The sequence below is a fragment of the Microbacterium phoenicis genome, assembly GCF_047302325.1.
Lineage (GTDB): Bacteria > Actinomycetota > Actinomycetes > Actinomycetales > Microbacteriaceae > Microbacterium.
Window position 1 is genome coordinate 2,694,458 of the sequence record NZ_CP154849.1, and the last position, 13,244, is coordinate 2,707,701.

The following is a 13,244-nucleotide window of genomic DNA, read 5'->3' on the forward strand; positions in this document are numbered from 1 at the left end:
ACTACGCCTCGAGCTCCCCACGCGCCGGCTGAGCGAGCAGCGCGGACAGCTGCTCCATCGCGTCGCGGAGCCGGTGAATGTCGGACCGCGACTTGTACGCGCGGGTCATGGTGCGGGTCGAGTGCCCGACGATCTCCTGGATGATGTCCTCGGGAACCCCGGCGGCGTACAGCAGGTCGACGGTGGTGTGGCGGACGTCGTGGAGTCGGATGGACCGGTCGTCGCCGAATACGGATCGCATGAGGGTGCGCCAGTCTGCGCTGTCCCGGATGGGGTCGCGGGGTTCCCCGTCCTCCCGTGCGAACACGAGCCCGTACTCGTTGTCGGGGGTGGTGGCGCGATGTGCCTCGAGCGTGGTGCGGAGCGGGTCGACGAGCGGGATGATGCGCCACCCGGACGCGGACTTTGGGCGGGTGAGGTAGAGCCCTCCGGTGAGGTGCCGGTAGTCGTAGTCGGCGGGTACGATCAGGCGCTTCTCGGGGCACGCGGCTCCGAAGATCTTCCCGCACGGCCACACCCGGCCCGCGACAGGCGCGTCGCCGCAGCCGTGTTCGAGGGTGAGGCGTTGCAACTGCCAGGACAGGTCGAGCACGTCACTGACGCGGTCCCATTCGAGGCCGATGACTTCCCCGCGGCGCGCGGCCGTGAGGAGCGACGTTGCCCACCGGGCGCGGTCGGGGCGTTCCTCGATCGCCCGGATCAGGGACAGCGCCTCGTCGAGGGACATGACGTCGAGGGTGGTGCGTGCTTTGCGGGGCGGGGTGACGTACTCGGCGGGGTTGAACCCGATACGTCCCTCCCCGGCAGCGGCGCGGAGCGATGAGGCGAGGATGTGGTGCGCGTTGCGCGCGTACGTGGACGACAACCCTTTCGCGAGGATGTCGGCGCGGAGCCGGCGGACCATCGCGGGGGTGATCTTGTCGAGCCGGGTGCGGGCGCCGAGAGACGGGATGATCTGCCGGGTCACGTTGATCTTGTACGCGGAGAACGTCGTCGGGCGAACCTCGGGACGCGCGTACGTTTCCAGCCAGTACGTGAACCATGCTTCGACGGTCATGCTGTCGGTGCGGAGGTCGCCCTTCTTCCGGAGTTCTTCGCGTTCTTCGTGGAGGCGTTTCCGGACGACCTTTCGGTCCTTCGACCGGATGTACTTCCGTCGGCGGTCTTGGGCGCGGCCGGTGGGGTTCGGGAGTTCGATGGTGGCCTGCCAGTACTTGAACGGTTTCGACTCGTCGGCGGGTACCCGGAAGATTGGTTCGTTCTTGACTGGCATGGCGGGCCTTCCGGGTCGGGTCAGAGGTGTTCTTCGGGATCGATGATGATGATGTCGGGGCGCATCATCTTGATCTCCGCAGTGGGGTCGATGTGGGTGTGGTCGATCTCGTCGACTGGCTCGACTTCGACGTGATCCCCGAACCACGGGTAGAGCGTCGCGAGGAACGCGTGCACTTTCTCCTCGGAGTCGATGCCGCTGGGGACTTCCACTGCCGATAGTTCGGGGTGCTGACGACGCAGCTCCGGCTCGATTTCACGAGACACGCGCGGTAGCTGATGGGTCATGTTGCTCTCACCGGTCATGTAATCGCAGATCTCGTAGACGCCGCCGATGTGCGACGGGGAGACGAGCTTGCCAGACGTGATGCTGAGGACGTCGCCGATGTGGAAGAGGCGGCTCATTTTGACTCCTTGGTGAATGCCTGAGCGAAGAGCTCGAGCGAACGGCCCGAGCGGGACGCGGCGAGGGTGAGGGATTCCCATTTGGCGCGAAGGACACGCGTCAGACGGCGCTGCTTCCGGATCATGCGGCCCTTGCGGCGGCGGTCGGGGTGCGTCATGAGATCTCCTTCGGGTTGAGAGCGTCGTTCAGGTCTGCGAGGGACCGGATGGGGTCGTGGTGACGCCACTGGGATGCGACCTGACGTGCGGCGGCGAGACGGTCGCGGTCACTCCGAGGCGCGGGCTCGAACGGCGGGTCAGCGCGCGTCATGCGTTCGCGATCTCGAGGAGGACGTCGGCGTGGCACGGCTGGTCGAGGGGGCAGAAGCACATGAGGTTCTTCCCGCGCAGCTCGCGACGGATTTCGTCGATGGTCACGCGCACGAGGTCGGGATGATTGAGCAGCAGGTCTCGATACCGACTCACCGCACTCCGGCGGGCGCCCTCTATGTCCGTGCACTGCCCCACAAAGCCGACGCCGTCTCGCTCGAGATCGAACGGGCCGCGAGCCCTGACTGGCACGATCCGGACCGGGTTTCCAAACTTCGACGGCCGCGCGACGCTGACGGTGTTCTCCGGCTTGCGCCAGCCGCTCGTGCGGCGCTGTTGTACCCGGTGCGGTCCTTTAGTGTCGCGGACGTCGTTGTCCGCATTACCTCTTCTTTGGCGTTCGATCTCAGTCACCGCTGGTTCCTTCCCGGCCGAAAGTTGGTGCATCCATCTGGTGCATCCAAACCGGCGCGTCTGCCCCGGCTTGTACAGCACTCTACACACAACTACGGACAGTCAGCAAGTCTGTACAGACAGATTCTGCTGGTTTCCGGTACCAGAAGTCGGGGGTTCGAATCCCTCCGGGGGCACAGGTACACGAAGGGGGCTCGGCATCGCCGGGTCCCCTTCGTCGTCCCCTGATCGGGTCAGTCCTCGTTCAGGTCGTCGCCGTCCGGGTCGACGGGGTGACCGAACGGCGGGATGCCGCCGGGCACCGCACCGTCATGGGTGGGCAGCTCGACGTCGGGGCCTTCGTAGGCGTTCTCGTCGGTACCGAGTTCGTCACCTGACATGTCGTCCTCCGTGATCGGTGTCGTCTGTGTGGACGCGACGCTACTGCCCCGCCCGGGCGAACGCCGGGGGTTGACAGGGGGATCCGTCAGTCGGAGACGAGCTTCAGGCCGATGATGCAGCCGACGAGCCCGAGGATCAGGAGGACCTTCACGACCGACACCGACTCCGCGCCGGTGACCATCGCCCAGACGACGGTGAGGGATGCCCCGATCCCGACCCACACGGCATAGCCGGTACCCGTCGGGATCTCACGGAGCGCGAAGGCCAGCCCTCCCATGCTCGCGACGAGGGCGACACCGAAGGTGACGGTCGGCCACAGCTTCGTGAAGCCTTCGGAGCGGCCCAGCGCGGTGGCCCACACGGCTTCGAGCAACCCGGCGACGATGAGAACGATCCACGACAGCATGACTGACCTCCTGGCCAGTCTTGTCGCTCACCGGGTACTGAACCCTCGTCCGGGGGCCCGGTCGAGGGCCCGCCGTGAGTCTATCGACGCTCGTTGGGCAGAGCCGGTGCAGATCAGCCGACGCTGCCGCGCCAGGTCCTGATGGCGGTCGCCGTGTCGGCATCGAGGTGGGCCGCCAGCCAGGCGTCGATGTCGAGCCGGCGGTACACGGCGCGGAACGCGGACTCGGGGGTGTGCCCGAAGCGGCCCAGGACGGCCAGTCGCTCATCGACATCGAAGGATCGTCCGTGGAGCCGTGTCATGCCTTCGGCATTCGCGAACGATGAGAGGTAGTCCTGGGTCGCGGCATCCTCCGTCACGCCGACGGCCTTCAACAGGACCGCAGCAAGCAGGCCGGTACGGTCCCAGCCCGCGCCGCAGTGGAACAGGATGCCGCCGGTCCGGGCTCGCGCGATCTCGTCGAGGGCACCCGCGAGCCGGTGCGGAAGGTCGGTGACGTGGTCGACGTAGTACAACGGGGTCCCCCACTGCCCGTCCTGCTCGCGGGGCTGCCAGAAGTGCCGTTCGTCGCCGTCGAGGTCGACGTGCCGGCTGGCGATGTCGCTCGGGACGGAGTCCGTCCGCTCGCTCGGCCGCCGCAGGTCGATGACGGTCCGCACGCCGTATGCACGCAGGCGGTCCCATCCCGCTTCGGTGATGCGGTCGAGCACTTCGGCGCGGATGAGGACCCCTGCCGGGGTCGACGGTCCGTGGGTCCGGTCGAGTCCGCCGAGATCTCGAGCATTGGCCAGGCCGTCGATCTCGAGAGGCGTCTGCATGCCCCGATCCTGCCACGCCGATCGTGCACAAGGGCGTCGGAACCGGTGTCGGAACCCCTTCCTAGTCTGGGACTATGTCCAGCGCATCCTCGTACGTCGATGAGGTCCCCGAGGGGATCCCGACGACCCTGGACTGGGTTGTGATGAGCGCGGACATGGCCACCATCCACGCCGCGCAGCGGTACCGGTGCATCGTCGAATTGTGGGACGACGCGATCCGCGCCGCGAACCGCGATGAGGGGGCATCGGTGCTCGTGGAACGGTTGGTGCGACTCGAAGTCGCGTCGGCGCTCCGGATCACCGAGCACGCCGCCGGCCGGTTGATGGGCATCGGGCGGGCGCTCGTATACCGGTACCCGCGGGTGTGGGAGGCGATGAGCCGCGCCGCGATCACCGACACGCACGCGACGGTCCTCGTCGACGCTCTCAACGAGCTCGAGATCGTCCGTGACGAGCTGCTGTCCGAGGTGCTCACACTGGCGGAACAGATGCCGACCGGGCCGTTCCGCCGCGCGGTGCGACGCATCGTCGACCGTGAACGGGAAGCGACGATCGCCGAACGGTATGCGGATGCCGTCACCCACCGGCACGTGCGCGTCGAACCCGGCGTGGATGGCATGGCGTGGCTGACCGCGCACCTCCCCGCCGTCGAAGCGCACGCCATCCACGGGCGACTGACCGCGATCGCGAAGACCCTCGACGATGAACGCACCATCGACCAAAAACGTGCCGATGCGTTCGGCGACCTCCTCATCGACGGCGAGACATCCTCCCTCCCCGACAACGCACGCGGTATCCGTCCGACGGTCGCGATCACCGTCCCCGCCCTCACCCTGCTCACCGGTGACGGCCCCGCCGCGCAGGTCGACGGGGTCGGACCGATCCCCCTCGACCGTGCCCGGGAGTTGTGCGGGGCGGCATCCGGGTGGATGCGGGTCCTCACCCACCCCGACTCGGGCGTCGTCCTCTCCGTCGGACGAGAGAGCTACCGCCCGCCGGCGGACCTCCGCCGGCTCGTGACCTGGCGAGCGGCTCGCTGCATGGCACCCGGCTGCGGTGTCCCGGCGGATCGGTGCGACGTCGACCACACCGTCGACTGGCATCACGGCGGACACACCGACGCGACCAACCTCGCACCCCTGTGCCGAGGCCATCACACCCTCAAACACCACACCGCCTGGCAGGTCAGAGCGAGACCCGGCGGCGCGCTCGAATGGACCTCACCCGCAGGCCGGGTCTACCTCGTCCACCCCGAACGCCGAATCCCGCAATTCACCACCGACCCACCACCGTTCTGACCGAGATCATCCCGAAGGATGACACGCGCCAGCCCCAGGGCTGACGCGCGGATCTCCCGCGATTCGTAGCGTCGAGATATGGCTACCGCGACGCTCACCACCACCCCACGCTCCCGCGCCTCCGCGGGCACCACGACGGGCGCCGCCGTACTGTCGGTCCTCGGCACCGTCCTCGCGATCGGGATCGCGGCGACGAGCCTGCTCGTCGTTCCCGCCGCCCTTCTCATCGCGTTCGGCCCGTCACTGCTCTCGCTTTTCTGACCGCGACGCGGCGACGAGCGTCACAACGCCGAAGCCCGCGGCCGCCAGAACGAGAAACTGCCGTCGCGCTGAGGACGGACATCCCCGCGCGACGGCAGACCTGACCTCGGAGGGCTCAGCCCCCCGAGGGGTTCTCGATGGGAGTCCCGTCCTCGTTCGTGGTCACCGGCGGGTTCTCATCGGGCGATCCACCCGACGCCGTGTCGGCATCGGCCTGGTCGTCGGGGACACCCTGGGTGTTGTGCTCATCCGAGCCGTTCGTGTCGCTCATCGCGGTCCTTCCGGTCGCTGTCGGTCACGTGCGGGTGACGGTACGCATGCTGTACCGCCGCACAGAGGGCCTTGACAGTCGTGTCGGATCAGAGTTCGACGGTGTCGTTGCGGCCCTCATAGGGCTCACCCGTCACCTTCGACTTCACGAGGCTGACGATCGACGCAACGACCCCGCCCGGGCTGCTCCAGTACTCGCCCGACACGGCGTCGATCTTCAGGAGCGTCACATTCGGGTCCTCGGGCCCATCGGGGAACCACGCCTCGACGGCGGGCGACCAGTATTCCCGCAGACGCTCGAGGTCATCGACCACCTCGGCGTTGCCCGCGAGTGAGACCCACGCGTCGTTCGTGCTCAGGGCGACGCCGACCGCGGGCTGCGCGGCGACATGCGCCACGACGGACGAATCGCGGCCGACGATGAACCACAGGTCGCCGTCGAACTCGCGGTCCTGCACCGTCAACGGGCGCGCGACGTGCGCCCCCTGTTCGTTCATGGTTGTGACCATCGCGAAGCGGAACTTCGGCAGCAGGTCGATGAGTGTCGCGTGCGGATCGTTCTCGGTGGCCATGGGGCCCTCCTTCGTCTCCGCTTCAGCGTCACACCGGGCGCGGCATCCACTGTCGGGGTTGACAGGTCGCGGGAACGCGCGTCTCAGGGGGAAGGAACGAGGAAGATCGCGTCGAGAAGGCCCGGGTTGTGCGCATGCACCAGCACGCCGAAGACCACGGCGTCGAACAGGAGGTGGACGGTCACCACATACGCGAGGGACTTCGTCCGCAGGAAGATGATCGCCTGCAGGAGAGCGAACGGGATGGTCAGCGCCGGACCCCACGCCCGGTAGCCCAGCTCCCACAGGAACGAGACGAACACGATCGCCTGCAGGACGTTCGCGGTCGCGTCCGCGAAGTGACGCCGCAGCAGCGCGAAGCAGGTGCAGATGAAGAACAGCTCATCCCAGATGCCGACGGCCCCGACCCCGACGAACAGACGCGCGATGAGGTCCGGGGTGTCGACGACGGGCCAGTTCTCGTAGACGCCCGACGTGATGAAGTAGAACGGCAGCAGCAGCCATCCGAGAACGAGGACGGCGACGAGCCACGCCCACTGCCACGCCGTCCAGCGGCCGCCGCCCCGCCACGGGAACCGGATCGCATGATCCCGGTACACGAACCTCGACACGAGGTACGGCACCAGCACCGCCCCGCCGAGGGCGAGCGTGAAGCGGATCATCGCGGCGTCGTCGAGCTCCGCCTTCAGCGGGATGACACTCACGATCAGCAGACCGATGGCGATGAGCGAGAGGTCGCGCGTGATCGACGGGTCGGATGCCGCGGCATCCCGTCGTTCGATGATCACCGCGACGGCGAGTCCTGCCGCCAGCAGCGCCCAGCCGAGCCAGGGCGTCAGCAGCACGAAGAACGCGGGCGCCGCGAGACACACGAGAAGCGCCGGTACGACGCGCACGTCGAGGACGGGACGGGTCCCGACGCCCGCGCGGACCATCACGCCGACCGGGGACGGCGGCGGTAGGTCAGGTCGCGGATGTCGCGGCCCTTCGCGATGCCCTTGCGCTCGAACGCCGTCATGATGCGGCCGTCGAAGCGGTCCGCCCACTCCCCCTCGAAGGACGGGTCGAAGTCCGCAGCGTCCGCGAGCACGTCGCGCATCTGCAGCGCGTAGTCCTCCCAGTCGGTCGCCAGGCGCAGCGTCCCGCCGTCGCGCAGCGCACGGGCGGCGAGTGCCGGGAACCCGTCGGCGATGAGACGGCGTTTGTTGTGCTTGGTCTTGTGCCACGGGTCGGGGAAGAAGATCCAGACCTCGTCGACGGATGCCTCGGGCAGCAGGTGCTCGAGGACCTCGGGCGCGTTCGCCTCGACGAGCCGGAGGTTCCGCACCCCCTCGCGATCCGCGTCGAGCATCGTGCGGGCGAGCCCCGCGCGGAAGACCTCGACCGCGACGAAGTCGCGCTCCGGCGACTGCCCGGCGGCGTGCACGATCGCGTGCCCCTGGCCCGAGCCGATCTCGACGACGAGCGGCGCCTCCCGACCGAACTCGGCGACCGGGTCGATCGTGGAACCGGGACGGATGCTGGTGGCCGCGGCATCCCGTTCCACCTCGAGCAGGTACGTGCTCGACAGATCGTCCCAGGCGCGCTCCTGCGCGTCGCTCATCCGACCGCTCCGCCGCACGAACGACACGGGCTTGTCGCGGAAGCGCGGCGCGGACTCGGGCGCGTCGGGATCGGGCATGCGACCAGGGTATCCCGCGGTATCCGGGCTCTCCGCGGGCCTGCCTCGGCGTCGCCCGCTCACGAGGTCACGAAATCGATGAGTTCCTCGACGCGGCCGAGGAGGGCCGGGTCGAGGTCGCGGAAGGTCGTGACCGACCCCAGGATGCGCTGCCAGTTCTCGGCGATGTCGGTCTGGTCCTCGGCCGGCCAGCCGAGGGCGCGGCTGACGCCCTTCTTCCACTCGATGCCTCGCGGAACCTCCGGCCAGGCGGCGATGCCGAGCGCACGCGGCGTGACGCACTGCCAGACGTCGATGTACGGGTGGCCGACGATCTTCAGGTGCGCACCGTGCGGGCCGCGGAGGACCTGCTCGGCGATCCGTGTCTCCTTGGACCCCGGGACGAGATGGTCGACGAGCACCCCGTAGCGGCGCTCGGCGCTCGGCGGCTCAGCGCGGAGCAGGTCCTCGAGCAGGTCGACGCCCTGGAGGTACTCGACGACGACGCCCTCGATGCGGAGGTCGGCGCCCCACACCTTCTCGACGAGCTCGGCGTCGTGGCGACCCTCGACGAGGATGCGGGACGCACGGGCGACGCGGGCACGGGCCTGCGGGTCGGCGAACGACCCCGATGCGGTGCGCGTACGTCCGGCGGGCGCCGCGGCGCGCGGCGGGACGAGCTGGACGGGCTTGCCGTCGACGAGGAATCCGCCGCCGATCGGGAACAGCCGCACGCGGCCGTGTCGGTCCTCGAGCTCGACGTGGCCGGCGGTCACCCCCGTCACCGCGCCGACGAAGTCGTCGAGGGCGACCTCGACGACGAGACCCCTCTCGGCGGGAACGGTCGTCACCGTCGGCCGTCCCTTGTCACGCCACCCCGCGGCGAGCACATCGCTGCCGTACCGATCGTCCACACGCACCTCCTGAAACCTCGGGAAGCCTAAGCGAGCAACGCAAAGGGAACGCACAGGCGCTCCGACCGCAACCCGGTATCGAGACATACGGACCGCGGCATAGACTCGCGACGAGCGGTTGCGACCGCCGAGCGACCCACCGAGCGACTCCCGGAGGACTCACCGATGCGATCCCGCCTGACGTCCGTCGTCGCGGCCTCGCTCGCGGTCGCCATCGGCTCCCTCACCCTGGCGACTCCCGCATCGGCGACCGATCCCGTCACCCTCGGCGACGGAAGGGTGTCGGATCAGGCCGACGTCCTGACCGACGCGCAGGAGGCCAACCTCGACGCTCGCCTCGAGCGCCTCACCGACGACACCGGGCTCGACCTCTGGGTCGTCTACGTCGACAGGTTCACCGATCCGACCGGCGCGCAGCAGTGGGCCGAGGACACCGCGAATCTCAACAACCTCGGACCCGACCAGTACCTCCTCGCGATCGCCACGGAGGGACGCGCCTACTACCTCTCCTCCGACTCGTCGGGGCCCATCTCGGACGACCGGATCACGGCGATCGAGCAGGACCGTGTGCGCCCCGCCCTCGATGCGGGTGACTGGCAGGGCGCCGGAATCGCAGCGGCCGACGGACTCGAGGACGCGCGCTCCGGTGGGGGCGGCGGCCTCATCTGGGTCGTCCTCCTCGTCGTCGCTGCGATCGCCGGGCTCGTCGTCTGGGCGCTCGTCCGACGCCGTCGCGCGGCGTCGGGCACGAACGCCGGCACGGGACAGGTGCCGCTCGAGGAGCTCGAACGCCGGGCCGGTGCCGCGCTCGTGCGGACCGACGACGCGATCACCACGAGCGCGCAAGAACTCGGCTTCGCCACGGCGGAGTTCGGGAGTGCCGCCACCGCCGAGTTCGAGCAGGCGATCGCGACGGCGCGCACCTCGCTCGAGCGCGCGTTCTCGCTGCAGCAGCAGATGGATGACGAGGCGCCCGACTCCCCCGACCAGCGCCGCGCCTGGTACGAGGAGATCCTGAGCCTCTGCCGGAGTGCCGAGGAGACGCTGACCGAGAAGGCGGAAGCCTTCGACGCCCTGCGCGATCTCGCGAAGAACGCTCCGGAAGCCCTTGCCCGCGTGCAGCAGCGCCGGTCCGACGCGGGCGCCCGTCTCGACGGAATCGACGCCCGTCTCGTCGAGCTCCGAGGGGCGTACCGCGCCGAGGCCCTCGCTGCCGTCGCCGACAACCCCGTTCAGGCACGCGATCGCCTCAGCTTCGCCGATGCCCGGCTGTCCGAGGCTCAGACCGAGCTCGCAGCAGGCGATGGTGCAGGGGCGGCCGTCGGCATCCGTGCTGCGGAACAGGCCGTCGACCAGGCGACCCGTCTGCAGGATGCCGTCGAGAAGCTCGCTGCCGACCTGTCCGCGGCCGAGCAGGAGGGCGCCGCCCTCGTCACCGAACTCGACGCCGACCTGGCGGCCGCCGCCGCGACGCCCGACCCCGAATCGCGTCTCGCACCGATCATCGCCTCGACACGTCAGAACCTCGACGCCGCGCGCGAGAAGCTGACCGGTCAGGCACGCGACCCCCTCTCGGCAGTCGACCTCCTCGAGAGGGCGAACACGGCGATCGACGGCGCCCTCGGCCAGGTGCGCGACGCCCAGCAGCGCGCCGACCGCGCCCGCAGCGTGCTGTCTCAGACGCTGCTGCAGGCGAAGGCACAGGTGTCGGGCGCCGAGGACTTCATCAGCGCCCGGCGAGGGGCCGTCGGAGCGACGGCCCGCACCCGCCTGGCCGAGGCCGGCGCCGCTCTCGTGCAGGCGACCCAGCTGCAGCAGAGCGACCCCGAGCGCGCCCTCGACCTCGCGCACCGCTCCACCGCACTGGCGGGCGAGGCGATGCAGCGCGCGCAGGGCGACGTCGGATCGTTCGCCGGCGGCGGAAACACTGGCGGCGGGGGCGACTTCGGCGGCATGCTGGGCGGCATCATCCTCGGCTCCCTCCTCGGTGGCGGGGGCGGATCAAGGCGATCCTCCGGCGGATTCGGCGGCGGCTTCGGCGGCTCGTCTTCCCGTCGCAGCGGCGGCTTCGGCGGCGGCGGATCGATCGGGCGCAGCAGCGGCGGCTCCCGCTCCCGCAGGGGAGGCGGTCGCTTCTGATCTTCCGACGCCGGACCTCACAGACCTCGACAGCACGACCTCTCGTATCGAAAGGAAACCCGATGGCAAAGCAGTCCATCTTCGGCCGCATCTCCACTCTCGTGAAGGCGAACATCAACGCCCTCCTCGACTCCGCCGAAGACCCGCAGAAGATGCTCGACCAGCTCGTCCGCGACTACACCAACAACATCGCCGACGCCGAGACCGCCATCGCCGAGACCATCGGCAACCTGCGCCTGCTCGAACGCGACCACGACGAGGACGTGAAGGCCGCCGCCGAGTGGGGCAACAAAGCCATCGCCGCCAGCCGCAAGGCCGACGAACTGCGCTCCGCCGGCAACACGACGGATGCCGACAAGTTCGACAACCTCGCCAAGATCGCCCTGCAGCGTCAGATCAGCGAGGAGAACGAGGCCCGCGCCATCGCCCCCTCGATCGCCGCGCAGACCGAGGTCGTCGAGAAGCTCAAGGACGGCCTCAACGGCATGAAGCAGAAGCTCGACCAGCTTCGCTCGAAGCGCTCCGAGCTGCTCGCCCGCGCGAAGACGGCCGAGGCGCAGAACAAGGTGCACGACGCGGTCAAGTCGATCGACGTGCTCGATCCCACGAGTGAGCTCGGCCGGTTCGAGGACAAGGTCCGCCGGCAGGAGGCCCTCGCCGCCGGAAAGGCCGAGATCGCCGCCTCGACGATCGACGCCCAGTTCAACCAGCTCGAAGACCTCGGAGAGCTCACTGAGGTCGAGGCGCGCCTGGCCGCGCTGAAGACCGGCGGCAACGCCGGCGCGATCGAGCAGTAAGACCCGCACGCCATACGCGGCGCCGGACCCCGAGGGTCCGGCGCCGCCGTGCTCCCCCGGAGGTGCCCATGACCCGATTCCTCGTCGTCCCGCAGTGGCAGGGTTCGCCATCCGCCCGCGCCATGCGCCTCATCGACGGCGCCGAGGCGATCGCCGACGACCTGCCGCGCTCCGCCCTCACGCGCGTCGCGGTCCCGGCCGAGGCGGGCGAGGCGGTGGGCACCGGCATCCGTCGGTTCAGCACCCTCACCCGCGTTCGCGACGCCCTCGCCGAGGTCCTCGCCTCCAGTGACGAGCCCGCCGTCGTCATCGGCGGTGACTGCGCGGTCGCGGTTCCGGCTATCGCCGCGGCCGCCGAGCGGCATCCGTCTGTCGCGGTCGTGTGGTTCGACGCGCACGGCGACCTGCACACGCCGGAGTCGTCCCTCTCAGGCGCGCTGGCGGGCATGGCGCTGCGCGCCGCGATCGAGGCCGGGCCGTTCGCCCAGACCCCGCTCGTCCCCGCCGCCCGCAGCGTCCTCGTCGGCGCCCGTGACCTCGACGACGCCGAAGTCACCCTGCTGGAGACCTCCGAGATCGTGACGGTCTCGGCGAGCGCCCTCGCCGACCCTGCCGCGCTCGCGGACGCGGTCGTCGCGACCGGCGCCGACGCCGTCTACGTCCACATCGACCTCGACGTCCTCGACCCCTCGGCCGTCGTGGGAGTCCTCGAGCCGGTGCCCTTCGGTGCGGACCCCGCACACATCACCGCGTCGATCGCCCGACTGCGCGAGCGGATGCCGCTGGTCGGCGCCTCGCTGTCGGGCTTCGCCCCCGCGACCCGCGACGCAGCGGTCGAGGATCTCGGCACCATCCTCCGCCTGCTCGGGGCCCTCGCATGAGTCCGGCCCCTCCGGCGGGATGGGAGGCGCGGGCGGAGCGCGCCGTGGCGCGCGGGCGACGGTTCGACCGCTGGATCCCCGGCATCCTGCTCGATTCCCCTCTCAGCCGCCTCGGATACCTCGCCGGGACGGCGTTCGGCTTCGCGTGGGGGACGCTGTGGTCGACGGGCCGCATCGAACGGCGAGCGGGGCTCTGGGTGTTCCGAGGGATGCCGGGGGTCACGTTCGGCCGCGGCGGTGTCTGCGTCGGCGGGTGCTTCCTCACCGGCGACGGCCGCATCGACGACCGGCTGCTTCGCCACGAAGCCGTGCACCGCGAACAGTGGCGGCGCTACGGCATGCTCATGCCCCTCCTCTACCTCCTCGCGGGCCGCGACCCGTTGACGAACCGGTTCGAGATCGAGGCGGGTCTCGCCGACGGACGCTACATCCCCCGCTGACGATCCT

19 protein-coding genes and 1 riboswitch are annotated in these 13,244 nt (G+C 69.8%); of the genes, 6 read left to right on the forward strand and 13 right to left on the reverse strand.

From position 1 onward, the window contains the following. Position 1 precedes the first annotated feature (1 nt). The 8 genes from ABCU91_RS13285 to ABCU91_RS13320 all read right to left on the reverse strand — a co-directional run bounded on the left by ABCU91_RS13285 (position 2) and on the right by ABCU91_RS13320 (position 4,005). On the reverse strand, positions 2 to 1,273 hold the full coding sequence (locus tag ABCU91_RS13285; RefSeq protein WP_413354081.1) for a tyrosine-type recombinase/integrase: 1,272 nt from the start codon (positions 1,271 to 1,273) through the stop codon (positions 2 to 4). A gap of 20 nt (positions 1,274 to 1,293) precedes the next feature. Next, positions 1,294 to 1,677, reverse strand: a complete 384-nt coding sequence (locus ABCU91_RS13290) for a hypothetical protein (RefSeq protein WP_413354082.1) — start codon at positions 1,675 to 1,677, stop codon at positions 1,294 to 1,296. After that, on the reverse strand, positions 1,674 to 1,835 hold the full coding sequence (locus ABCU91_RS13295) for a hypothetical protein (protein ID WP_413354084.1): 162 nt from the start codon (positions 1,833 to 1,835) through the stop codon (positions 1,674 to 1,676). The genes ABCU91_RS13290 and ABCU91_RS13295 overlap by 4 nt, the downstream gene beginning before the upstream one ends. After that, positions 1,832 to 1,987, reverse strand: coding sequence for a hypothetical protein (locus ABCU91_RS13300; protein ID WP_413354085.1), 156 nt, complete (start codon positions 1,985 to 1,987; stop codon positions 1,832 to 1,834). The genes ABCU91_RS13295 and ABCU91_RS13300 overlap by 4 nt, the downstream gene beginning before the upstream one ends. Next, positions 1,984 to 2,400: a DUF4326 domain-containing protein gene (locus ABCU91_RS13305; RefSeq protein ID WP_413354087.1), complete on the reverse strand. Its 417-nt coding sequence runs from the start codon at positions 2,398 to 2,400 to the stop codon at positions 1,984 to 1,986. Before ABCU91_RS13305 ends, ABCU91_RS13300 begins: the two co-directional genes overlap by 4 nt. Positions 2,401 to 2,633: 233 nt before the next feature. After that, the gene (locus tag ABCU91_RS13310; RefSeq protein ID WP_413354089.1) at positions 2,634 to 2,780 is read right to left on the reverse strand and encodes a hypothetical protein; all 147 of its coding nucleotides are present in this window, start codon (positions 2,778 to 2,780) and stop codon (positions 2,634 to 2,636) included. 86 nt (positions 2,781 to 2,866) lie between these two features. Continuing rightward, entirely contained in the window at positions 2,867 to 3,184 is a 318-nt protein-coding gene (locus ABCU91_RS13315) for a DMT family transporter (RefSeq protein ID WP_406924545.1), read from the reverse strand. Positions 3,185 to 3,196: 12 nt separating this feature from the next. Continuing rightward, positions 3,197 to 3,261: riboswitch (guanidine-III (ykkC-III) riboswitch) on the reverse strand. 39 nt (positions 3,262 to 3,300) lie between these two features. Continuing rightward, entirely contained in the window at positions 3,301 to 4,005 is a 705-nt protein-coding gene (locus tag ABCU91_RS13320) for a tyrosine-protein phosphatase (protein WP_413354090.1), read from the reverse strand. Positions 4,006 to 4,079: 74 nt separating this feature from the next. On the opposite strand from ABCU91_RS13320, the gene ABCU91_RS13325 reads away from it, so the two are divergent. After that, positions 4,080 to 5,303 carry a DUF222 domain-containing protein gene (locus ABCU91_RS13325; protein WP_413354091.1) on the forward strand — a complete coding sequence of 408 codons (1,224 nt, stop codon included), beginning with the start codon at positions 4,080 to 4,082 and terminating at the stop codon, positions 5,301 to 5,303. Between the two features lie 78 nt (positions 5,304 to 5,381). Beyond that, positions 5,382 to 5,564 carry a hypothetical protein gene (locus ABCU91_RS13330; RefSeq protein WP_413354093.1) on the forward strand — a complete coding sequence of 61 codons (183 nt, stop codon included), beginning with the start codon at positions 5,382 to 5,384 and terminating at the stop codon, positions 5,562 to 5,564. A gap of 115 nt (positions 5,565 to 5,679) precedes the next feature. Here the strand turns inward: ABCU91_RS13330 and ABCU91_RS13335 are convergent, their stop codons facing one another. The 5 genes from ABCU91_RS13335 to ABCU91_RS13355 all read right to left on the reverse strand — a co-directional run bounded on the left by ABCU91_RS13335 (position 5,680) and on the right by ABCU91_RS13355 (position 8,980). Beyond that, on the reverse strand, positions 5,680 to 5,835 hold the full coding sequence (locus ABCU91_RS13335) for a hypothetical protein (RefSeq protein WP_189318399.1): 156 nt from the start codon (positions 5,833 to 5,835) through the stop codon (positions 5,680 to 5,682). An 88-nt stretch (positions 5,836 to 5,923) separates the two neighbouring features. Further along, positions 5,924 to 6,406: a pyridoxamine 5'-phosphate oxidase family protein gene (locus ABCU91_RS13340; RefSeq protein WP_413354094.1), complete on the reverse strand. Its 483-nt coding sequence runs from the start codon at positions 6,404 to 6,406 to the stop codon at positions 5,924 to 5,926. A gap of 83 nt (positions 6,407 to 6,489) precedes the next feature. Further along, on the reverse strand, positions 6,490 to 7,341 hold the full coding sequence (locus ABCU91_RS13345; protein WP_413355411.1) for a CPBP family intramembrane glutamic endopeptidase: 852 nt from the start codon (positions 7,339 to 7,341) through the stop codon (positions 6,490 to 6,492). Then, positions 7,341 to 8,087 (reverse strand): tRNA (guanosine(46)-N7)-methyltransferase TrmB, encoded by a 747-nt coding sequence (trmB, locus tag ABCU91_RS13350; protein WP_413354095.1) that lies wholly within the window; start codon positions 8,085 to 8,087, stop codon positions 7,341 to 7,343. Before trmB ends, ABCU91_RS13345 begins: the two co-directional genes overlap by 1 nt. A gap of 59 nt (positions 8,088 to 8,146) precedes the next feature. Continuing rightward, positions 8,147 to 8,980 (reverse strand): DUF3097 family protein, encoded by an 834-nt coding sequence (locus ABCU91_RS13355; protein ID WP_413354096.1) that lies wholly within the window; start codon positions 8,978 to 8,980, stop codon positions 8,147 to 8,149. A gap of 165 nt (positions 8,981 to 9,145) precedes the next feature. Here ABCU91_RS13355 and ABCU91_RS13360 point away from each other — a divergent pair, with 165 nt between their 5' ends. From ABCU91_RS13360 to ABCU91_RS13375, 4 genes are all read left to right on the forward strand, one after another. Next, on the forward strand, positions 9,146 to 11,119 hold the full coding sequence (locus ABCU91_RS13360) for a TPM domain-containing protein (RefSeq protein WP_413354097.1): 1,974 nt from the start codon (positions 9,146 to 9,148) through the stop codon (positions 11,117 to 11,119). 62 nt (positions 11,120 to 11,181) lie between these two features. Then, the gene (locus tag ABCU91_RS13365) at positions 11,182 to 11,916 is read left to right on the forward strand and encodes a PspA/IM30 family protein (protein WP_065569950.1); all 735 of its coding nucleotides are present in this window, start codon (positions 11,182 to 11,184) and stop codon (positions 11,914 to 11,916) included. Between the two features lie 68 nt (positions 11,917 to 11,984). After that, positions 11,985 to 12,797: an arginase family protein gene (locus ABCU91_RS13370; protein ID WP_413354098.1), complete on the forward strand. Its 813-nt coding sequence runs from the start codon at positions 11,985 to 11,987 to the stop codon at positions 12,795 to 12,797. Further along, positions 12,794 to 13,237 carry a Fe-S oxidoreductase gene (locus ABCU91_RS13375; RefSeq protein WP_413354099.1) on the forward strand — a complete coding sequence of 148 codons (444 nt, stop codon included), beginning with the start codon at positions 12,794 to 12,796 and terminating at the stop codon, positions 13,235 to 13,237. Before ABCU91_RS13370 ends, ABCU91_RS13375 begins: the two co-directional genes overlap by 4 nt. The last annotated feature ends 7 nt before the right edge of the window (positions 13,238 to 13,244 follow it).